We start from the raw sequence: 21,989 nt of genomic DNA, 5'->3' as shown, positions 1-21,989 counted from the left end.
CCCGGATCATGACACCCGTCATACTAGTGCCCCGTCAAGGTGAAGGGGGTCGTTTATCCGTGGTCCAGGTGGTCGCTGGCAAGGCGCGGGAAAGCCGCTCGTACCGGGTTGTACTTGGGCTTTCCCGCAACGCCGCCAGCGGCCGCCTGGGCTGCGGAGAAACGTGCCCTCTTCGCCTTGACGGGGCACTGGCTTCGTCATGACGAGTGTCATAGCCCGGTCACGTCACAGTGCGGCCCAGACCACCTTCCCGCCGCTCGTCGTCGGCGTGGAGCCCCACGCCGTCGCGAGCCGGTGCACCGCCCCGAGCCCGTGCAGTGGCAGTGCGCCCGCATCCGCGCGGGGGGTGGTGGGGTCGTCGTCGGCCACCGCGACGGTCAGCTCGCCGCCGCGCAATTCGACCCGCAGCGACGGCTGGTAGGGCGTGTGCCGGATGGTGTTCTCGATCAGCTCGTTCGCGACCCACACCGCATCGGCCGCTCGGTTCTCCTCGACGTCCCAGCGTCGGCAGCAGTCGCGGACGAACGCGCGCCCGGCACGCCCGCCCGAACGGGTGTTGGGCAGTGTGCGGCGGGCGAGCTTGCGTGGTGGCGGCTTGCCGACGGCCGCGATCGCGCCGTCAACGGAGCGGTAGCAACCGGCCACCTGCCCGCGCGGGTCGACGACGAGGAGTCGTACGCCTGGCCAGCGGAGAACCTCGCCCGCCACCTCGGCGAACAGCGTCGTCGGGTCGGGCAGGTAGAGGGCCGAGATGTTCACCACGACCGCGTGTGGCTCGTCGGAGGCGGCGACCAGCAGTCTCTCCCGGAGGGTGCCGCGACTCTCGGCATCCAGCGTGCCTGTCGGCGCCAGGATGATGATCTCGTCCCGTAGTTCGATCCCCTTGTGCACGGCCGGCTCACCTCCGTGCTCTCCGGATGCCCGGGAAGGAAAAGCGGAAACGCGCGGCGGCCAGGTTTGTCCGCTGGCTTGGGTGGGTAGGAAGGTCATGCGCGCACAACTGGGTTGCCGATGGTGACGACGCAGCGTCACCATCGCCTCCCGTACCCGCCGCCATCCGGTACTCGCTGTCCGGCACGTCGGTCACGAACATGTGGCCAGGCGCGTGGATGATCGCCTCGGATCGGTACGGTTGTCGCTCGTGTGACGCGCAGGGGAGCGGCATGAGCGGTTATTCGTTCAACATCATTCTCGTCGGGGTGCTCGTGGTGCTCAACGCCCTGTTCGCGGGGAGCGAGATCGCGCTGATCTCGTTGCGGGAAGGGCAGTTGAAGCGCCTGGAACGCCATCGCGGCGCCGCGAGCAGGACGCTGGTGCGGCTCGCGCGGGACCCGAACCGGTTCCTCGCCACCATCCAGGTCGGCATCACGCTCGCCGGGTTCCTCGCGTCCGCGACGGCGGCCGTGTCGCTCGCCGAGCCGGTCGCGCCGCTGTTCTCGTTCCTCGGCACCGCCAGCGAGCCCGTCGCGATCGCGTTGATCACGTTGCTGCTGACGTTCGTGACGCTCGTGTTCGGCGAGCTGGCGCCCAAACGGCTCGCCATGCAGTACGCGGAGCGGTGGGCGCTGGCGGTGGCCAGGCCGCTCGACTTCCTGTCCCGCCTGTCCCGGCCCGTGGTGTGGCTGCTGGGCAGGACCACGGATCTGATCGTGCGGATGTGCGGCGGCGACCCCAAGGCGGACTCCGAACCGCTGAGTCCCGAGGAACTGCGGGACCTGGTCGCCGGGCACCGAGGGCTCAACGCCGAGCAGCGCACGATCATCACCGGCGCGCTGGAGATCCACGAGCGGATCCTGCGCGAGGTGCTGGTGCCGAGGCGGGCGGTGTTCACGATGCGTGCCGACGTGCCGATCGCACAGGCGCGTGCCGCGCTCGCCGAGTCCGGCCACACGCGGGCCCCGATCGTGCGGGACGGGCACCTCGACGACGTGATCGGGGTGGTGACGCTGCGGGACCTGCTCGACGACTCGACCACGCTCACCGCAGTCGCCCGGCCGCCGGTCGTGTTCCCCGACTCGGTGCGCGTGTCGGATGCTATGCGGCGCTTCAAGGACGAGCGCGAGCAGTTCGCGCTGGTGGCCAACGAGCACGGCGCCATCGACGGCATCGTCACCCTCGAGGACCTGCTCGAGGAGATCGTCGGCGAGATCTACGACGAGACCGACCTGGATGTCATGTCCGTCCAGACGCGGCCGGACGGCGCACTGCAGTTACCCGGCACGTTCCCTGTCCACGACCTCGTCGACGTCGGCGTGGAGATCGCGGACCGGCCCGACGGCGACTACGCGACGATCGCGGGTCTCGTGCTCACCGTGCTGGGCCGCATCCCGACCGCGCCGGGCGACCGGGTGGTGCTGGCCGAGTGGACGATCGAGGTCACCGCGGTCGAGCACCACGCCATCACCGAGGTCCGCCTGTACCCGCGGCGGTAGTGCGTTTGGCCGAACGCTGGCCGGTCGACACCGCCGTCACCGGCGGCGGAACCTTCCGCTTCCCGCACGTGAGCGCGACGCCGAGACTGGTGTCGGGACAGTGCGGAAAGCAGGCGGAAGGCAGGGAGGCGCCATGAACGGGGCGCGGAGAACCACGGCGATGTTCGCGATCGTGCTCGGGGTGCTGATCGCGGCGACGGGAGCGTTCGTCACGCTCTTTCTCCTCGAGCGGTCGGCGGCGGCGGAGGTCGGTGGCCAGGTCACGGTCGCGGAACAGGAGCTGGGTGACGCACGGGACCGGCTCGCCCACAACAGGTCCACAGTGGACGAACTGGCGGACGGGGAACAGGCGCTCACCGGCACCAACGACGCGCTGCGTGCGTGCGCGGACCCGACGAAGGCGTCGATCGACGCGGTGAAGGCGGGCGACGACAAGGCACTCTCGGACGCGATCGACCAGATGCTGCTGCATTGCGGGAGATGACGATGACCGACTACCACCCGACCCGGTACCCGCCACAACAACAACAACCGAGGACGCCGCCGTATCTGCCGGAGCAGTCCCGGCAGTCGCCGATCTCGCAGCCGATCCCGCGGCAGTACCCCTATCCGCAACAGGTTCCACCGCAACCGCCCGTGCGTGCGCCGGGACACCGTGCCCGGCTCGTGCTCCTGGTCGCGTGTGCGGTCGCGTTCGCCGCCGCCGTCCTGTTCGGCGCGCTCTACGTCGGCGCCGACGGCGACCACGACACGGCCGTCGCCCAGTTGGATGAACGGAGGTCGCAACTGGCCGACGTCCGCGAGCGGCTCACCGCCGGGGAGGCCGAGTGGGCGGACGCGGAAGAACGCAACGCGGACCTGGAGTCAGAACACACCACGCTCAAGGCGTGCGTGGACGCCGTGCAGCACTACCTGTGGGACGGCTTGGCGGGCACCGCGAGGGACGCCGCGCTCGACGCCATGTTCACCGCGTGCCAGTAAGAGGGCGCGCGAATAGGGTCGGTGGCGGGCGCCGCCATGCCCTGTTCGCGCGCCCTCTACGCTCGCTTGGCATTGCCAGAACTGGGGGGCGCAGATGAGCGATACGGATTCCGAGTCATTCGGCCCGTATCGGATCGAGGAGCTGCTCGGCCGCGGCGGCATGGGGGAGGTGCACCGTGCCTTCGACACCGAGCATGAGCGCCAGGTCGCCCTCAAACGCCTCCCCGCCACCGCGAGTGCCGAGTTCCGCGCCCGTTTCCGCCGCGAGGCCAAGCTGGTCGCCGCACTGAACGAGCCGCACGTGATCCCCATCCACGCGCACGGCGAGATCGACGGCCGCCTGTACCTCGACATGGCGCTCATCGACGGCCCCGACCTCAAACGCGTGCTGGCCGACGGTCCGCTGCCGCCCGCCAGGGCCGTCGAGATCCTCGGCCAGGTCGCGACCGCGCTCGACGCCGCCCACGCGGCCGGCGTGCTGCACCGGGATGTCAAGCCCGCCAACGTACTCCTCGACGCGGACGGCAGCGCCTACCTCGCCGACTTCGGCATCGCCCGGCCGCTCGCCGACGACGCCACGCTGCTGACCAACACCGGCGACTACATCGGCACCCTCGACTACATGGCGCCGGAACGCCTGATGCGTGGCGATGTCGACGCCGCCTCGGACGTGTACTCGCTCGCGTGCGTGCTGTTCCAGTGCCTCACCGGCCGCGTCCCGTTCCCCGCGCCGGACTCGGTCGGCAAGCTGTCGGCACAGCTCAACGACCCGCCGCCCGCGCCATCGCTGTTCGACCGCCGCATCCCGGCCGCCATGGATCTCGTCGTGCGCACCGGCATGGAGAAGGACCCCAAGCGGCGCTATCCCAGCGCGGGCGAGCTGATGGCGGCGGCCGCGGCCATCACCTCGGCGGCGCCGACGGCCGTGCAGGCCGACGCGACGCTGACCGGCGGCCACTTCGTGCAGCTGCTCATGACCGCGGTGGCCGACCAGGAGCAGCCGCAGACACGCCGCGTTCCCGACAGCTGCCCGTATCCAGGGCTGCAGAGCTTCGGGGTCAGGGACAGTGACTGGTTCTACGGTCGCGAGCAGTCCGTGCGGGACCTGCTCGCCCGCCTGTCCCGGCAACGCGCGGCCGACGGCCCGCTGATCGTGGTCGGCGCGTCCGGTGCGGGCAAGTCGTCGCTGGTGAACGCCGGGCTCCTCGCCGCACACACCCGGTCGGGCGAGCGGGCACTCGCCATGACGCCCGGTGACCGTCCTGTCGGGACACTCGCGGCACGGCTCGCCGCGCTCGTTCACACCGACGCACACCAGCTCGCGCAACGCCTGTGGTCGCGGCCATCGGACCTCGGTGTGCTGTGTCAGGCGGCGGGCGGTGCGCACGGGCCGCTCGTCATCGCCGTCGACCAGGCGGAGGAGCTGTTCACGCTGTGCCAGAATCCGCGCGAGCGGGAGGTGTTCGCGACGGCACTCGCGAGCGCGTGGCCAGCGCGGGTCGTGGTCGCCGTCCGAGCGGACTTCGTCGAGCACTGCATCACGTTGCCCGCACTGAAACCGTCGCTCGACGCGCCGTACGTGCTCGGCCCGCTGTCCGCCGACGAGCTGGCCAGGGTCGTCACCAAACCGGCCGAGGCGGCCGGGTTGGAGCTGGAACCCGGTCTGGTCGACCGGCTGATCACCGACGTCGGCGCGGGCGACGGCATCGGCAGGGACCCCGGCGCGCTGCCCCGCCTCGCGCACGCGCTGCGCGAGACGTGGCACAACCGCGACGGGAACCGGTTGACGCTCAACGGTTACCAGCGCACCGGCGGCGTCGACCGGGCGGTCGCGCTCACCGCGGACGGCGTGTACAACCGGCTCGCGGAACCGGACCGGTGGGCGTTGCGCGCCGCGCTGCTGCGGATGGTGACGCTGCTGGACGGCGGCGGCATCGCCCGGCGTCGGGCCCACCGCGACGAGATTCCGCCGAGGGTGCTGGAAAGTCTGGTCGCGGCGCGGCTCGTGACGGTCGACCGGGATGCCGTCGCCCTGTCGCACGACGCGCTGCTCACCGCGTGGCCGCGCCTGCGTGAGTGGGTGGAGGAGGACCGGCAGGGGTTGCTCATCCGCCAGCAGTTGGCCGAGGCGGCGGCCGGGTGGCGCAAGAGTGGTCAGGACCGTGGCGACCTGTACCGCGGCGCCCGGCTCGCGGCCGCGCTCGACTGGAGTGGCGGGCGCACCGACCTCGCGCCGGACGAGCGTGCGTTCCTGCAGGCGAGTGACCGGGACCGCCGCCGCACCACCCGCAGGCTGCGCGGACTCGTCGCCGGCCTCGCGTCGCTGCTCGCGGTCGCACTGGTGGCGGGTGCGGTCGCGGTGATCTCCCGCGGCGAGGCGCAGGACCAGCGCAACGTGGCACTCTCGCGCCAGCTGGCCGCGGAGTCGCTCGCCGAGTCCCAGGTCGACCCGGTCGGCGCCATGCGCAAGGCCGTCGAGGGCTGGCGGACCAGCCCGACCGTGGAGGCACGTGGCGCGCTGCTGTCCGCGCCGGGGCTCACCTACCCCTCCGCGTTCGCCTCCGGCCTCGGGCAGGGGTACTCGATCGATGTCAGCTCGGACGGGCGGCTCATCGCGATCGGGTCCGGCGAGGGCGGTGTCGCGCTGTGGGACGCGGCGGAACGCAGGCGGCTGGAGGTCGACATCGCCGGGGCCGGGTCCATCCGGGCGGTCCGGTTCTCCCCGGACGGGCGCATGCTCGCGGTGTCGTCGATCCAGTCGGGGAACATCGAGGAGAGCGGGGTGCGGATCTGGTCGGTGCCCGACGGGAAGCTGATCCGCAGGCTCAGGCACAACCTGAACGCGTTCGGACCGGTGTCGTGGCGCCCGGACGGCACCGCGGTCGCGGCGATGTCGGTGGCCACCGACGGGATCGCACGCGTCGGTGAGTGGGAACCGGGGACCGGCAACCTGATCCGCTGGGTCGCGGAGACCGGCGGCGACGTGACCAGCCTCGAGTACAGCGAGACGGGGAAGCGGCTGGCGGTCGGGCACAGCACCGGCGTGCTGAGTCTGTGGGACCCGGTCACCACGGCACTCGTCGCCCGGCACGACGACCACGCCAGGACCGCGACGAAGGACGAGGACGGGCACGTGCCGGTACAGGTCACGTTCTCGGCCGAGCTGCTGGCGAGCGTCAGCGTCTCGGACAACACGATCCGGTTGTGGCACCAGGAGACCGGCGCGCTGGTGCGGGAGTTCCGTGACATCACCCGGCATGCCACCGACCCCGGTCAGGGCCCGATCGCGCTCGCGTTCAGTTCGGACGGCATGCTGCTGTACACCAACAGCGACTCCACGACGCTCACCGCGTGGGACACCCTGACCGGCAGCTACTCCGGCACGCTCGCACCGGGCCCGAGGGCGGGTACGACCGTGGGCAAGACGGTGCTCGCGATCGCCGTGTCCGGCGACGGCCGCACGAGGGTCGCGGCCACCAGCGACGGCACGGTGCTGCGCTGGCACTCCAACCCGAACTGGTACGTCAGGCCGATCGGCGCGATCACCGGGCTCGCCTTCAGCCCGGACGGCAGGAATCTGACGTCGAGTGACTCCGATGGCGGCCTGAACACGTGGGAGGCCGCGTCCGGGCGGGAGATCGAGAGCACCCGGTTCGACAGCGCCGTGTTCGCGGCCCGCTTCACCAGGGAGGGGTTGCGGATCACCGGCACCGTGGACAGCACGTTCACCGTCACCTCGGCGCGGGCCGGGGTCGTCCGCCCCAGGTCCGTCCGCCTGCCCGGCCGCGAGTTCCGCGGCGCGCTGGTGGTGTCGCCGGACGGCAAGCTGTTCGCCGCGGCGCACCAGAGCCCGCTGCGGTCCACGGAGCCGACCGACAACAAGATCGGCGTGTGGGACGTGGCGACGCTGAAGGAACGCGCGGTGCTGGACCTCGGTGAGCGATCCCCTGCCGACCTCACGTTCTCGCCGGACGGCAAGCGGCTGGTCGCGCTCGTGAACAGCGACGGCAACGCGGCGGTGGGCAGCGACCCGGACGGTGCGATCTCGTCCAGCATGGTTTCGTGGCGGACGTCGGACTTCGACACCGAGAGGGAGATCCCACTCGACGAGAACTCCCTGTCCACGCTGACGTTCACGCCAGACAACCGGTCCGTGCTCACGGCGGGCACCGAGGGCGTGATCCAGATCCGCGACGCGGTGACCGGCGAGGAGCGCGCCAGGTTCGGCAACCACTCGTCCACGGTCCGCGAGATCGCCGTCTCGGAGGACGGGACCATGGCCGCGACCGTGACGGTCGAGGACCCGGTCGTGCGACTGTGGAACCTCCCTCGCCGTGAACTGCTCGCCGTGCTCACCGGGCACAGCGGGTCGATCAACGAGGTCGTGTTCTCACCGGACGACTCGGTGCTCGCGAGCGCGGGCACCGACACCGACGTCGGCGTGTGGCGGTTAGACCCGGAGACCGTGGTGCGGCAGGTGTGCGCCAACCTGGCGGACGCGGGCGAGGACCTCGGGTCGCTCGGCTGCTAGCGTCCCGAACCGGAAATCTGGCACCTGATTCGGCGGCCCAGCTTCCTTCTGGCGGCGTTGCCGATCCACCCAAGTACAACCCGGTACGAGGGAGGATCGGCGCCTTGCCGGCAGAAACCTGGATCCACCGACTCACGCACCGCATTCCCGGTTCGGGACACTAGGCGGAAGTTTCCCCCTGTGGCCGCGACACGTGCGTCCTATCGTTGGGCCATGTCGACGATGGAGAACACGAGACCTCGCCGCGGGCAGCAGGGCCCGCCGTTGGCCGTCCTGGCCGGATAGGCTGCGGCGATGTTGCAGGTCATGGTGCGGGGCAACGACGTGCACCCCGTTCTGCTGACGGCGGGCGAGCGCCTGCTGTTCGGCCGCGATCCCCACAGCGCGACCGGCCCGGGCCCCGGCCGGATAGAGCTGCGGTTGCCTGCCTCCGCGCCACACGTCTCGGGCACACTCGCGGAGCTGGTGGTGGGTCAGGAGGCGGCGTGGCTGCGGTGGCTGGGCGCGGGCGAGGGTCGCCTGTCGAGCCTCCTGGACGCTCCGGGCGGCGCGCGGCGGGTGACGCTGGTGCGGGACATGACCGCGTTGCTGGATGGGGGCAAGAACGAGCTGGTCGTGCTGGCGGGCAAGCAGATGGGCGCCGAGCTGTTCACCGACCTGCTGATGACGTTCACCGTCAACGCACTCGTCCCCGCCGCCGCGCCAGCACCCCCGGTCCACCGCGACACGGAGCTGAAACCCCACGTGCGCAAGGGCCAGCTCACCCGGCAGTCGAAGGAGTGGTTCGTCGCCCTGGCGCTGGCCGAACCCTGGCTGGCAGGCGACGACGACTCCCCGTTCCCGCCGACGAACCGCCGGATCTACGAACGAATCCGAGACTGGCGCGGCGGCCACGCGTGGAACCTGGAACGACCCCAACGAGTCGACGACGCGATCCGCGCGGTGTCCCAGATCGCGTTCGGCGAGCTGGCGGACCCATACTCGGAGGCCCGCGATGGCCGCATCCAGAACCCGAGGTTCGCGGTCGGCAAACGAATCGCCGAGTACCGCCTGGTGACCGCCGAGGACCTGGCGGAAGTAGAACACGCGCACCGAGGCAAGCAAGTGCGCTGAATGACGCCTTCATTGCACCAGGGCACAGCGCAGACACGTTCGTGGCCCCGCGGCGAACCGCGGGGCCACGAACGAAACGACGCTAGTCACCCAGCAGTTTGCCGACCTGCTCGATGATCGTGAGCACGCTCAGAATGCCGAACAGGGCGACCGACCACCCAAGCACGGCGGTCCGCCCGGCACGAATGCGGATCGGCCCCGGTAGCACCTTTCGGTTGAGCAGGATCAGCAGCCCGGAGTAGATGAACATCATCACGCCGCCGACGCACGCGGAGATCACGAGCAGGATCAGCGGCTGGGCGAACCCGGCGAGCACGATCAGGCAGCCGACCAGCACGAGCGCCCACACCACGCCGAAGTACAGCGTGCTTTCCTTGACCTGCTTGACATACGCGGTCTTCAGCACGTCGGCGACGAGCCGGGCCGTGTAGTCCACGATGCCCAGCGCCGCCGCGAACAACGCGAACGCGCCGATCACCCAGAACAGCGTGCCGAACCAGGCGCCGACGGTGTCCTTCAGCACCTCGCCCTCGATCTGCAGGAACCCGATGTCCTTGGGCAGGTCGGCGCGGCCGTACACGGTCGAGTACGCGAGGAGCGAGGTGAACAGGATGGACACGAACGTGATCAGCACGAACGTGTACAGCTGCTCGCGGTTCGCGAACCGCCACCACGCGCGCCACCGCGACAGGTTCTCGTCGGTCGGTTCGAAGATGAAACCGGTGCTGGGCGCGGCCTCCGGCTTGCCTGTCACTGGACTCTTGATCCGCGGCACGTACTTGCCCATGGCGAAGCCCTTGTCGCGGATCCAGTTGCTCTGCACCAGGTTCTGGCCGCCGCCCGCACCCGCGAACGCGAGCGCGCCAAGCAGGAACGCGAGGCCGAGCGGGTCGATGGGCACGCTCGCCTTGGTCACGATCTGCGGCACCGCCGCCCACGCGTCCGCGGTGATCGCGACGATCGCGCCGACGATCAGCAGCACCAGCACGGCCGCGACCTTGAGCATCTCGGCGCGTTCCAGTGCCACGTACACCACGGGTGCGAGCGTGAGGATCAGCCCGATGGCGACGAGCATGCCGATGGAGATCCAGGTGACGTTGCCGCCCCACAGGTAGGTCACCAGTGTCGCGGAGCTGGTCGCCCAGCCCGGCCACAGGTTCGCGAGGATGGTGAGCACCGCGAACACCAGACCCCAGTGCCGCCAGAAGCGGCTGAACCCGGTGAGCGCGGTCTCCCCGGTGGCGAGCGTGTACCGCTCGATCTCCATGTTCAGGAAGAACTGCGTCGCCAGTCCGATCAGCGCGGCCCACACGAACACGAGGCCGACCTGGGAGGCGATGTAGGGGAAGAGGATGAACTCGCCGGACGCCAGTCCGACACCGGCGGCGATGATGCCCGGACCGATGATGCGCCACGTGGAGGCCGGCGCCTCCGGCAGTGGCCTGACCTCGGGCGCGGGTAGGTGACTTTTCGTGGGAAAACGGCTGGTCACCGAGGTTGTCACGTCGTTGTGTTGCCTCGTCATGGGTGGTGATCCCTTCGCAGGTGAGGAGATCTCGGCAAGATCGTACTGCCGATGTCACCCGAACGGGTGATGAGAACGGCCGTTTTCTTGCTCGGCATGCGCCGCGCCCGGGTGTCCACTGTGGACCGGTAACTCTGGGAAGTTCTTCTCCCTTGCCGGGTCGGGCGAGCGGGTGGTGAGCTGAGTTTTCCCGATTCACCCCTGCTCGCGGTCTCGACGGCCGCAGAATCGAGAAACCACAGATGAGAAAGCTCTTCACCCTCGCTGTCACGGTGGTGGGGGCGGCGCTCGCGCTCGCCACCGCGGCACCGCAGGCCATCGCCGCCCCGCCCACGCCGGGTGCGGGCGCCACCCCGATGATCATCGGCGGTGGCACCGCGACCAATGCCCCATGGGCGGCGCGTCTGTTCGTCAACGGGCAGCAGAACTGCACCGCGACGATCATCGCGCCGGAGTACATCCTCACCGCCAAGCACTGCGTGTCCGGCTCGGGTTCGTACTCGTTCCGGATCGGCAGCCTCGACCAGACCAGCGGCGGCACCGTCGCCAACGGTGTCGCCATCACCCGCCACTCGCGGGCGGACATCGCGATCGTGCGGCTCGACCGCGGCGTCTCGGCGACCTACTCGCCACTGGGCACGGCGGCCGACGTCTATGTGAACCAGTCGGTCCGGGTCTACGGCTGGGGCGCGACGTGTACCGGCCAGCCGGAGATCAACTGCCAGTCCCGCTACCTGAAGTACGCCGACGTGCGCGTCAGGCAGGTGAACTGCCGCGACTACAGCGGCGGCGTCGCGGTCTGCGCACAGCGGATCAACGGCATCACCGCGGGCGGCGACTCCGGCGGCCCGATGTTCGCGTCCGGCAGGCAGGTCGGCGTCGCGTCGACCAGCGACCGGGCCAACAACACCGCCTACACCAACATCACGTCGTACCGGAGCTGGATCAGTTCGGTCGCCGGCGTGTGACCTGACGGCATCCGGGGGCTGGGCACCGGCACCACGTGTCCAGCCCCTGCGGCAGGACGGCCGGGCGCTACACCACTGCCCACTCCGGCGTGGACTCGACGATCACGTCCTGCGTGCCGTCGAAGCGGTAGCCGATCCCGCGCACGGTGGTGATCCTCGGCCGGTCCGCGCCGAGCTTGTCCCGCAACCGTCTGATGTGGACATCCACCGTGCGGCTGTTCAGCGGCTGGTCGATGCCCCACACGTCGGCCATCAGCGTGCGGCGCGGCAGGACCCGCTTCGGCCGCTGCGTGAGATACAGCAACAGGTCGAACTCCAGCCTGGTCAGTGGTATCGGCAGGCCGTGCCGCAGCACCGTCCGCGAGTACGGCACGATCCGCAGCCGGTCGTCCAGTGTGTCCGATGTGGACTGACGTGGGTAGGGTAACTCGGGGACCGCGCGCTGCGTGAGCGCGACGCCGGGCAGCTCCGCGACCGAGTGCAGCAGGTCGGACAGCGCGGCCAGCGTGTCCGGGTTTTTCGGTAGCTCGATGTTCAGGTGTACGACTACGGTCGGGGTTGGCGACAACACGGGTGCACCTCACTGGGGTCGGCAACGGGCTGGCGAGGCGAACCGGCACAGCCCTGGGCCGCCACGATGGCGAAGTCAACGTGGCGTCGCCTCGTGAGCGCGACCTGGGGCACGCCGTCAATACGACCTGCCGGGGCGGCCTGTGTCAATGACCCGTCTGGTGGGATTCCACGCTGTGGACCGGCTTGTGCGACGGAATCCGCATGCGCACAGGCGCCGGGCCGTGGCCGCTCACCCCGTCCGCGGCGGCTCCCCTGTGTGCCCTCGCGTACCCGGTGCGTGAGCCCGTGGAGCGATCTTCATCCGGAAGGGTGAATTTCCCGAAAGGTGCCTGGAATCGTGGCTGTCACGGCAAAGCAGGCTCGCGCCGGACACAAACCTCAATTATGCTCGATCGTCTCCACGGGCCGCGCCACCTAGCGGAGGCTGTCATGACAGATGTCGATGCGTTGTTGTGGGTACAGCGGACGGTGGACAACCTCTCGGTTGTGGTGCACGCGGGTGGCGAACTGGACATGTTAACGGCGTCAACACTTTCCGCACAGCTCGACCGGGCGGAGGCGATCGTCGTACCGCCCGCCCCGGTCGTGCTGGACCTGACGGCGCTCACGTTCCTCGGGTCCGCCGGGCTGGCGGTGATGGTGACGCACCACGAGCGCTGCGCCGCGCTCGGCAGCATGCTCCAGATCCGGGCAGGCGGCAGTGTGGTGACCCGCCCACTCGCCGTGACGGCACTCGATCAGGTGTTGAACGTCGTCCCGCAGTTCGCGGAGTCCGCTCGGTAGCCGTTTTTGTCGGTGGTGGGTCCTAGTCTGCCCGCATGATTGCCGCCGACCTGCGCCACTACCTGCAGCAGAGCCGCGACGCCATGGTCGCGTCGCTGGACGGGCTCTCGGAGTACGACATCCGCCGCCCGATGACACCCACCGCGACGAACCTGCTGGGTCTCGTCAAGCACTTGGCCGGGATCGAGTTCGGCTACCTGGGTGAATGCGTCGGGCGTGATGTGCCGGTGCCACAGCCGTGGGACGACGAGTCGATCTGGGACGGCGCGGACATGTGGGCGTTGGCGGCGGAGAGCCGGGAGTACCTCGTCGGGCTGTACCGGCGGGCGTGGCAGCACTCGGACGAGTCGCTGGACGAGTTCGCGCTGGACACGCCCGCGACGGTGGCCTGGTGGCCGGTGGAACGTCGCACGACGACGCTCGGCCATCTGTTGGTGCGGGTGGTCGCGGAGACCGCCCAGCACGCGGGCCACGCCGACATCGTCCGCGAGATGATCGACGGCCGAGGAGGCAGGGACCGCGAGGCCACGGGCGACACCGCGTGGTGGGACAGGCACCTGGCGCGAGTCCAGGAGGCGGCGGACCACCATCGCTGAGACTCGTCGCCAGGCCCAGGGATGGTCCCGTGCCGGGGCGATCGGCAGACCGCCCCGGCACCGGACCGGTTCCCGCCGGCTACCTGGTACCGCGCCGACCCGGCGCCACCACCGCCGGGATCTGCCCGCCGGTGATGACGAACTGCGATCCCGGCTGGACGACGATGTTCCCGTCCGCCGAGTTCGTGATCGTCACGTTGGTCAGCGTCGCGCTGCCTCGGGCGCCGCTCATCGCGAGGATGCCCGCACCGTTGTTCGACTTGTCGATCTTGACGTTGGTGATCGCCACGTTCGGCACGTTGCCGCCACCCGTCTTGAACTGGATGCCGTCGTAGGTCGAGTCGTGGATCTCCGTGTCTCGCAGCGTCACGCCGGTGATGTCCTTCGCCTGCGCGAAGAACGTGATCGCACCGAACTCCTGGTCCTCGTTCCAGAACACACCGCCGCAGCGGTACAGACCGTTGTTCGCGATCAGTGTCTGCCCGGAGAACGGCAGCGGGTCATGATCCGTCGCCAGCATGATGCCCGGGTAGTTCATCGTGTCGTAGATGAGGTTGTTCTCGATCTTGTTGCCGTAGCCGCCGTAGATCGCGATGCCGTTCGCGCGCCACGGGAGCTGGATGGTGTTGTTGGTGAACACGTTGTCGTGTGCGACGTCGACCGACGTGTCCTTCACGTACTGGTTGGCCCACACGGCGAGCGAGTCGTCGCCGGTGGTGCGGAACGACGAGTTGAACACCTTCGAGTTACGCGTGCCGTTCGTGAAGTTGACGCCGTCGGCGTAGGTGTTCCTGATCCGCACGCCGCTGAACTCCAGGCCGTCACCCGGGCCCCACAGCTCCGGCTTGTTGCTGTAGTCCCGCCCGACCCACGCACCCACGTTCGCGTGCTCGATCCACACGTTCGTGATCTTCGTGCCGGTGCCGAACCTGCCGTTGAGGCCGACGCCGCCCTCGGCGTTGCCGTCCCCACCGCGGATCCGGCCGGAACCGAAGATCGCGATGTCGGAGATCTGGGTGTTCTTGTCGATGTCGAACCCGAAGTTGCCCTCGTGCGGGTGGTTGATGCCGCCCGCGTTCTGCGGCTCGATCAGCGAGTACAGCTGCGAGTGCCACATCCCGGCGCCCCGGATCGTCACGTTCGAGATGCCGATCTGGTTGTAGCCGCCGCCGACGGGATCGTCGGTCAGGATCTTCGACTCCTGCCGCCACTGGCCGGCCGGGATCCACACGCAGCTGATCACGCCGTTCTGGTCGTCGGTGACCGCACGCTGGATCGCCGCCGCGTCGTCGTTCCCGTCGTTCGGCACCGCGCCGTACTCGGTGATCGACGTGCAGTTGGCCGGCTTGCTCGACGCGGCCGCGACCTGTTCCAGGTCCACCAGGTCGATGACGTAGAACGACGCGTTGTCACCGCTGTCGCGCTGCAGCTTGAACTTCGTGCCCGCCGGGTAGGACTGCGACAGCAGCGCGTGCGACTCGTCGAACAGCCGTCGTGCGTTGGCCTGCGGCGTGTTCGTCAGACCCTCGGGGTCGTCGGTGCTGCCGTACAACCAGCTGTGCTTCGACGACAGCGTCAGCTTCTGCACGAACGTGCCGTTGGCGTACAGGCTGATCGTGGCGTCCTGCCCGCCGCCGCTCGCGGCGTCCGGGATCGAGTTCCGCACGACGATCGAGTTCGCCTGGTTCGTCGACGTGAACTCCACGTACTGGCCCTGGCTCGTCAGGCGCACCGACTTGCGGCCCGACGACTCGGTGCCGAAGTTGGTGTGCCCGAACGTACGCAGCGGGTCGGTCTCCACGAGCTGGCCCTGGTACTGCGCGGCCTCCGCCTCGTACGAGACGTACGGCACCGCCGCGCCGCGGCCAACCACGATCGCCCGCGAGAGCCCGTTGTTGGACTCGTTGGTCTCCGCGACCGTGTTGGTCGCGTCGGCCGTCGCGGTCAGCGTCGCGCCGCCGTTGGTCGCCGTCCACGTGCCCGAGATCGCGACGTTGGCCGTGGCGCCCGCCGCGATCGCGGCCGTGTTGCCGTTCAGCGTCGTGCTCCCGACGGTCAGCCGGGTCACCGAGGCGCCCGCGCTGCTCGTGCCGCGGTTGTTGACCGCCACGGTGAAGGACACCGCCTGGCCGACCGCCGGGTTCGCCGGGTTCGACGTGATGCCGGTGACCAGCAGGTCCGGCCCCGGCGACTGCGCGACCACGAGCGGCGTCGGTGAGGTGTACGTGTTGTTGGTGTCGTTCTGCTCGACGACCGTGTTCGACGGGTCGACGGTCGCGGACACGGTGTAGCTGCCCTGCGGCCGGGTGCCCGCGTTCACGGTCACCGTGGTGGACGCGCCCGCGGCGAGTGCGCCGACTGCTCCGTTGCCGACGACCGTGCCGCCGAGGCTGACGTTCACGGTCGTGGCGCCCGCGGCGGCGGAACCGGAGTTCCGCACGGTCGCCGACACCGCGATCTGGCTGGTCTCCGTCGGGTTCGCCGGGGTCCAGGTCGTGCCGGTGACGACCAGGTCAGGGTTCGGCGCCGGGGTGCCGATCACCTGGAACTCCGCGACCTGCCCGCCCGGTGCGCCCGAGTTGGCGAAGAACTGCAGCCGCACGTCGGCCGCGCGCCCGCTGACCGGGATGGTCACCGAGTTCTGGTTGGTGCCCGGGTTGAAGCCGTAGTCGGCCCGCGCCTTCAGCGACGTGAAGCCGGTCGCGCCCTGGTCGCGGCCGAGCACCTCGAAGTTCTGCGTGCGCGCGCCCCACTCGGAGCCCGGGTTGAGCTTCACGACGACCTGCTCGACCTCGGCGTTGCTGCCGAGCTTGACGGTCAGCGTGTTCGGGTAACCCGCCGCGGACTCCCAGTACGTGGCGGTGTTGCCGTCGTTGGCGTTGGTCGCGACGAACGTGTGGACCGTCGACGACGCCTCGATCGGCTTGCCCGCGGCGAGGTTCGAGCCCGCGATGGGTCCCGCGCGCACGACGTGGTTGCTGTCGGCGGAGGTGTTGCCCGCCGCGTCCCTGGCCCGCACGAAGTACTCGATCCGCGTGCCTGCCGGCCGCGTCTCGGTGAACGTGGTGCCGGTGATCGTGGAGACGGCCGCGCCGTCGCGGTAGACGGTGTAGCCGGTGACGCCGACGTTGTCGGTCGACGCCGACCAGGTCAGCCGGAGCTGGCCAGAGCCCGGTTCGGTCAGCGCGAGGTTCGCGGGCGCGGACGGCGCCTGCGTGTCCCCGGTGTCCGGCCCGTACACCTCGAACTCCGAGAGCTGCGCGGCCGGCCACTGCGTGTTCGCCGTGATGTGCAGCCGCACGTACCGGGTCGACGCGGTCACCGGGATCGTGACCGTGTTCGCGCTGGGGGAGAAGAGGCGGCCCGCCGAGCCGACGAGGTCGGTGAACGACGTGCCGTTGGTGCTGCCGCGCACGACCAGCGTCTGGGTGCGGGACTCCCAGTTGGCGGGCAGCTTCAGCACGACCCGCGACAGGGCCTTGGTCGACCCGAGGTCGGCCTGGATCCACTGGGGGAACGCGTTGTTGTCGCTTTCCCAGTAGGTGTCCTGGTTCCCGTCGACCGCGTTGGCGACGGGGTAGGCGGGCAGTGCGCTGCTCGCCGAGATCGTGCTGGTCAGCGGCACGTCCGCGAGCGCGACCGGTCTTGGTTGGGCGGTGACGGAGTTCTCCTGCGGACCACTGGCCGCGGAGGCGATGGAGATCCCGGCGACGGAGAGCCCCGCCGCGAGGAAACCGGCGACGAACCGGCCGAGCAGCGTACGTGTCATGGCGTCTTCTCTTCTTTGAGACAGCAGGGGGTGCCACACAGCTGTGAGCAGCATGCAACAGGCGGTAGACAACATGCAAGAACTTGACGTGATTCAGAAAATTTGCGACGGCCGAGTGGTTACGCTGAACGGAGGCAGACAGGATCGGCCCCGGCGGGGAGTCGCCGGGGCCGATCGCAGTTCAGGTGAGGTGGGGGGTACCGCTACGCCGAACCCGGGTCGCTCTCCGCGGCCGGGCTCGAACTCCTGTTCATGGCCGACAGTTCCTCGACGACCTCGATGGCCTCCACGTAGCGGCCGACCGAGGACAGCGCCTGCTCGAAGTTCCGCAGCGACAGCACCAGGTCGCGCTCGTAGCGGTCGTGGTCCTCCCTGACCAGGCGCCTGCGGATCGCGATGGCCTGCTCGATGAACGGCAGCCCCTCCTCCGACTGGCCCAGCTTGTGCAGCACCGCGCCGTAGTTGTGCAGTGCCATGGCCCGGTCGCCGTCCCGTGAGCGCGGCAGCTTCTCGGCCAGCGTGGCGGCGTCGCGGAACGCGGGCAGCGCCCCGTCCAGGTCACCGCGCTGGTGGCGCCAGAAACCCAGAGACGTGAGCGCCGCGAACAGCACGGGCTCGAAGCGGTCCGGGTCGGTCGGCGTGAGCGTGCGGAAGATGTCCACCGCGCCCGTCACCGACGACAGCGCCTCGTCGATCCTGTCCAGCTCGGCGAGCAGGTGCGCCCTGGTCAGCAGTGCCGCCGCCATGTTCGGCGCGTACCGCAGCGGTTTGTCCTGGATGTGCCGGTTGCCGATCGCGATCGACTCGTCCAGCGCGGACAGCGCCTCCTCGCGGCGGCCTGCCTCGGTCAGCCTGCGTGCGTAGTCCAGCAGCACCGAGCCGACATCGAATTCGTGCCGGGACCAACGCGCCGCGAGCCACCGCGTCAGGCGCAGCGTGAACTCGGCGTTGTCCAGATCCCGTGTGAGCCAGTCCTGGCGTTTCCTGCGCCATCGTCGGCCGTTTCCCATGCTCACCCGCCCCAGTCCGCTACCTAACGGGGCAGCAGCCCACGCACGTACGCGGCCTGCCCGGCGTGCTGCAGATCGTCCGAGACGACGCTGACCAGCCGGACCCCCAGCGTCACCGGCGGATCCCAGCGCTCGTCCACGACGCGTCCGAGATCATCATCGGCGATACCGGAAACGTACTCGACGGTCCGGGCGTGGGTGGCATCGTGGTAGCCGAGGAGCAGGTCGGCGGCGACCCGAACCGCGCCGACGGCCGAGGCGTCGTGCCCGTAGCCGGTGTCGCCGAGGCTGAACGGCAGCCCGAACCGGTCGGCCCATGCCGGCCAGGTCTGCTCGGTGCCCGCGACCTCCGCGATGTGGTCGTCCTGGATGCGCGTCAGGTGCCACACCAGCCAGGCGATCGAGTTGGCCGACGGTTCCGGCCGGTGGGTGAGCTGGTCTTCCGTGAGCCCGTCGACGGCATCGTGGACGATCTCCCTGATACGCCCGAACACGTCGGTGAGCAACTCCGCACTCGTCACCCGCTCGACGTTACGCCGTCCGTGACCGGCGGACATGGCCGGTCGTCGCACCACGCGTACCGCTGGACGTTAGGCCGGGACGTCAGGCCTGCCGAAGTGCCCGGTGTGCTTGGCCGCACCGAGCGACCTCCTGTCGAGGACGCGGGCAGTCGAGCCCTCCTGGATGGACACTGGAGGGTGACTGGGGGGAGCGGACGGTGACGTCGTTGGATGGGCGAGCTGTGGTGGTGACGGGGGCCGGACGGGGGCTCGGACGGGCGTTCGCGCGCCACGCGGCTGGTGCGGGGGCCGCGGTCGTGGTCAACGACGTGGACGCGGATCTCGCGGTGGAGACCACGGAGCTGATCACCGGGGACGGCGGCCGGGCGGTCGCCAGCGCCCACTCGGTGGCCGACGCGGACGAGGCGCGGGCGCTCGTCGACCAGTGCGTCGGCGAGTACGGGCGGATCGACGGCCTCGTCAACAACGCGGGGCTGAACTACGCGGTGCTGCCGTGGGACGAGGACACCCGCCTGGTGAAGGAACTGGTGGAGGTCAACGTCCTCGGCGTGATCTACACCGGCCTCGCCGCGATGCGGGCGATGGGACGCGACGGGTCGATCGTCAACATCTCCTCCGGCGCCGCGCTCGGCCAGCGAGCCAGGGGCACCTACGCGGCGACCAAGGGCGCCGTCGCGTCGCTGACCTACTCGTGGGCGCTGGACCTGGAGACCGCCGGGATCCGCGCCAACGCCGTGTGCCCGCTCGCCCGCACCCGCATGGTGCTCGGCTGTGAGCGGTCGCTGCGCAACTGCCCACCCGACCGCACACCGGAGCGGATCGCGCCGCTGGTGACGTTCCTGCTCGGCGACCGCTCGCGCGGGGTCACCGGGCAGGTGATCAGGTGCAACGGGCCGCAGCTGCACCTCGTGGGCCATCCGTACTTCAAGGCACCCGTGCTGGAACGCGACACCTGGGACGACGAGAGCGTCGAGCGGGCCTTCGACGAGGTGTTCGCCGCGCACCTGGAGCCCTACGGGCTGGAGAAGCGGCTGCCGCCGAGGATGCGCGAGTGGCTGGAGCCGCCGCGCGTGCCATCGGACCTCGACGACCGGGCCGCGGTCGGCGAGGGCTGACCTCGGCGGTGCCGCCGCGAACCCTTGCGTGACAGCATGGTCGCGGCGTGAGGAGACGGGGGATGACCGACCTGGCCGTCGCGGACCGGCAGCGCATCGTGCTGATGCTGTGCGCTTTGCCCGCGCTCGCGACCGAGCAGACCCGCCGGGACGTGCTGGTGCTGGCGGGCACTCGGCAGGCATCGACGTGTCGGGCGCCCCGGCCGAGGCGGTCAGCCGGATCGTCCACGCCCTGGCCCGCTACGGCCGCGTCCCCTCCGGCCCGCACGTGCTGGGCCTGTTCCTCAACCTGGTCAAGGGTTTCGTCGGCGAGGTCCAGCAGGAGGAGCTGGCAGGTGTGCTGTCCAGGTACGACCTGATGACGCCGGTGGCGCGGGTGCCCGGCATCGGCACGTGGCGCGGCACCACGACCGGGCCCACCGCCGCGGTCCGGGCCGCGCTGCCCGTCGACGGGGTGATGGTGCCCGACTGATCAGGTCGTGGCCGTCGTGGTGGTGCGCGGGTCGTTCGCCGGGAGGCCAAGCTGCTCGGTCGGCACCCGGTAGGTCTCGCGTCCCGTCGCGACCGCGACCGCGCTCACCAGGCACAGCACGGCGGTCAGGATCGCGACCGGTACCCAGCTCGTGCCGTCCTCGCCGTCGACCGCGGCCGCGATGGTGGGGGAGAAACCCCCGATCGCGAAGCCGATCTGCGTGCCGATCGCCATTCCGGACAGGCGGACGCGGGCGATGAACATCTCGCCGTAGAAGGACGGCCAGATGGCGTTGGCCGCGCTGTAGACGACGCCGAAGAGGACGATCCCGACGATGAAGATCAGCGGGTAGTTGCCTGCCGCGATCGCGCCGAGGTAGGCGAACATGAGCACCGCGGAGCCGAGCGAGCCCGCGATGAACACCGGCTTGCGGCCGATCCGGTCGGCGACCGTCGCCCACAGGGGCAGCGTGGCGAGTGCGACCACGTTCGCGAGGACCCCGACCCACAGCATCGGTGTTCGTTCGAGTTCGACCGTGTTGACCGCGAAGCTGAGTGCGTACACGGTGAAGATCGTGCTGACCGAGGCGATCACGGCCGCGCAGATGACCCGCACCACGTCCCGCCAGTTGTCGCGGAACAGCTCGACGACCGGCATCTGGGCGACGGTGGTCTTCTCGAACACCGGCGTCTCGTCGAGCTTGCGGCGGATGAGGTACCCGGCGACCACGACGACCGCGCTGGCCCAGAAGGGAATCCGCCAGCCCCAGGAGAGCAGGTCGTCCTCCGGCAACGCGGCGACCGGCAGGAACGCGGCGGTGGCGATGATCTGACCGGCCTGTGTGCCGCTGAGGGTGAAGCTCGTGTAGTAGGCGCGACGGTTCGGTGGCGCGTGCTCGAGTGTCATCGAGTTGGCGCCCGCCTGTTCCCCCGCGGCGGAGAGTCCCTGCAGGAGCCGTAACACGACGAGGAGCACGGGAGCCAGCACGCCGACCTGGTCGTAGGTGGGCAGGCAGCCGACGAGGAACGTCGCGACCCCCATGAGGATCAGCGTGAGCACGAGCACCCGCTTGCGCCCGAACCGGTCCCCGATGTGCCCGAGGATGAACGCACCCACCGGCCGGGCCGCGTACCCGACGCCGAACGTGGCGACGGCCAGCAGCGTGCCGGTCGCGGGGTCCGAGTCTGGGAAGAAGACCTTGTTGAACACCAGCGCCGCGGCCGTGCCGTAGATGAAGAAGTCGTAGTACTCGAGTGCGCTGCCGACCCAGGCGGCGACCGCCGCCTGGCGAGGTTTCCCGGTTACGGAGGGTGTCACAACGTACTCCCTAGACAACGTCGGCGACAGGAGAACGAACGAACTGGATAGTTAATACGATCCAAACCCCCCCATTGTCAACCCCACCACCCCCCACCCAGCACAAACCCCGCAAGCCCACAGTTGGGAACCCGCGAGTCCACGCTTCAGAACCCGCGAGTCCACGGTTCAGAACCCGCGAGTCCACGGTTGGGGACCGGCGAGTCCACGCTTCAGAACCCGCGAGTCCACGGTTCAGGACCCGTGAGTTGGCCTTTCGGGACCGGCGAGTCCACGGTTCGGG

17 protein-coding genes are annotated in these 21,989 nt (G+C 69.9%); 10 read left to right on the top strand and 7 right to left on the bottom strand.

All coding sequences use genetic code 11. The annotated features are described in order from the left end of the window. Positions 1-225: 225 nt before the first annotated feature. Positions 226-891, bottom strand: a complete 666-nt coding sequence (locus WBA97_RS09725; RefSeq protein ID WP_424230408.1) for a hypothetical protein — start codon at positions 889-891, stop codon at positions 226-228. Positions 892-1,163: 272 nt separating this feature from the next. Here WBA97_RS09725 and WBA97_RS09720 point away from each other — a divergent pair, with 272 nt between their 5' ends. The 5 genes from WBA97_RS09720 to WBA97_RS09700 all read left to right on the top strand — a co-directional run bounded on the left by WBA97_RS09720 (position 1,164) and on the right by WBA97_RS09700 (position 9,057). Beyond that, a complete protein-coding gene (locus WBA97_RS09720) occupies positions 1,164-2,432 on the top strand; it encodes a hemolysin family protein (RefSeq protein ID WP_424230407.1) in 1,269 nt (422 codons plus the stop codon). 133 nt (positions 2,433-2,565) lie between these two features. Continuing rightward, positions 2,566-2,916 carry a hypothetical protein gene (locus tag WBA97_RS09715; RefSeq protein ID WP_424230406.1) on the top strand — a complete coding sequence of 117 codons (351 nt, stop codon included), beginning with the start codon at positions 2,566-2,568 and terminating at the stop codon, positions 2,914-2,916. 2 nt (positions 2,917-2,918) lie between these two features. Then, positions 2,919-3,413, top strand: a complete 495-nt coding sequence (locus WBA97_RS09710) for a hypothetical protein (protein WP_424230405.1) — start codon at positions 2,919-2,921, stop codon at positions 3,411-3,413. Positions 3,414-3,507: 94 nt separating this feature from the next. Continuing rightward, a complete protein-coding gene (locus tag WBA97_RS09705; RefSeq protein ID WP_424230404.1) occupies positions 3,508-7,944 on the top strand; it encodes a protein kinase domain-containing protein in 4,437 nt (1,478 codons plus the stop codon). A gap of 294 nt (positions 7,945-8,238) precedes the next feature. Continuing rightward, positions 8,239-9,057: a hypothetical protein gene (locus WBA97_RS09700; RefSeq protein WP_424230403.1), complete on the top strand. Its 819-nt coding sequence runs from the start codon at positions 8,239-8,241 to the stop codon at positions 9,055-9,057. A gap of 82 nt (positions 9,058-9,139) precedes the next feature. On the opposite strand, the gene WBA97_RS09695 is transcribed toward WBA97_RS09700, so the two are convergent. After that, entirely contained in the window at positions 9,140-10,582 is a 1,443-nt protein-coding gene (locus WBA97_RS09695) for an Nramp family divalent metal transporter (RefSeq protein ID WP_424230402.1), read from the bottom strand. A 242-nt stretch (positions 10,583-10,824) separates the two neighbouring features. Between WBA97_RS09695 and WBA97_RS09690 the strand changes: the two genes are divergently transcribed. Next, positions 10,825-11,550, top strand: a complete 726-nt coding sequence (locus WBA97_RS09690; RefSeq protein ID WP_424230401.1) for a S1 family peptidase — start codon at positions 10,825-10,827, stop codon at positions 11,548-11,550. A 67-nt stretch (positions 11,551-11,617) separates the two neighbouring features. Here the strand turns inward: WBA97_RS09690 and WBA97_RS09685 are convergent, their stop codons facing one another. Next, positions 11,618-12,121 carry a winged helix-turn-helix domain-containing protein gene (locus WBA97_RS09685; protein ID WP_424230400.1) on the bottom strand — a complete coding sequence of 168 codons (504 nt, stop codon included), beginning with the start codon at positions 12,119-12,121 and terminating at the stop codon, positions 11,618-11,620. A 431-nt stretch (positions 12,122-12,552) separates the two neighbouring features. Here WBA97_RS09685 and WBA97_RS09680 point away from each other — a divergent pair, with 431 nt between their 5' ends. Both WBA97_RS09680 and WBA97_RS09675 read left to right on the top strand, forming a co-directional pair. After that, positions 12,553-12,906 (top strand): STAS domain-containing protein, encoded by a 354-nt coding sequence (locus WBA97_RS09680; protein WP_424230399.1) that lies wholly within the window; start codon positions 12,553-12,555, stop codon positions 12,904-12,906. Between the two features lie 35 nt (positions 12,907-12,941). After that, a complete protein-coding gene (locus WBA97_RS09675; RefSeq protein WP_424230398.1) occupies positions 12,942-13,502 on the top strand; it encodes a DinB family protein in 561 nt (186 codons plus the stop codon). A 79-nt stretch (positions 13,503-13,581) separates the two neighbouring features. Here the strand turns inward: WBA97_RS09675 and WBA97_RS09670 are convergent, their stop codons facing one another. The 3 genes from WBA97_RS09670 to WBA97_RS09660 form a co-directional block, all read right to left on the bottom strand. After that, positions 13,582-17,271 carry a CARDB domain-containing protein gene (locus WBA97_RS09670; protein WP_424230397.1) on the bottom strand — a complete coding sequence of 1,230 codons (3,690 nt, stop codon included), beginning with the start codon at positions 17,269-17,271 and terminating at the stop codon, positions 13,582-13,584. A gap of 203 nt (positions 17,272-17,474) precedes the next feature. Further along, the gene (locus WBA97_RS09665) at positions 17,475-18,281 is read right to left on the bottom strand and encodes a tetratricopeptide repeat protein (protein WP_424230409.1); all 807 of its coding nucleotides are present in this window, start codon (positions 18,279-18,281) and stop codon (positions 17,475-17,477) included. A gap of 23 nt (positions 18,282-18,304) precedes the next feature. After that, positions 18,305-18,802: a mycothiol transferase gene (locus WBA97_RS09660; protein WP_424230396.1), complete on the bottom strand. Its 498-nt coding sequence runs from the start codon at positions 18,800-18,802 to the stop codon at positions 18,305-18,307. Positions 18,803-18,999: 197 nt separating this feature from the next. Here WBA97_RS09660 and WBA97_RS09655 point away from each other — a divergent pair, with 197 nt between their 5' ends. Beyond that, positions 19,000-19,917, top strand: coding sequence for an SDR family NAD(P)-dependent oxidoreductase (locus WBA97_RS09655; protein WP_424230395.1), 918 nt, complete (start codon positions 19,000-19,002; stop codon positions 19,915-19,917). 109 nt (positions 19,918-20,026) lie between these two features. After that, positions 20,027-20,389 (top strand): hypothetical protein, encoded by a 363-nt coding sequence (locus tag WBA97_RS09650; RefSeq protein WP_424230394.1) that lies wholly within the window; start codon positions 20,027-20,029, stop codon positions 20,387-20,389. Here WBA97_RS09650 and WBA97_RS09645 read toward each other — a convergent pair whose 3' ends face one another. Further along, positions 20,390-21,706, bottom strand: coding sequence for an MFS transporter (locus WBA97_RS09645; protein ID WP_424230393.1), 1,317 nt, complete (start codon positions 21,704-21,706; stop codon positions 20,390-20,392). Positions 21,707-21,989: the final 283 nt, after the last annotated feature.

It is taken from the genome of Actinophytocola sp., from assembly GCF_049647105.1.
Lineage (GTDB): Bacteria > Actinomycetota > Actinomycetes > Mycobacteriales > Pseudonocardiaceae > Actinophytocola.
This window is presented reverse-complemented; position numbering and strand designations above follow the sequence as displayed.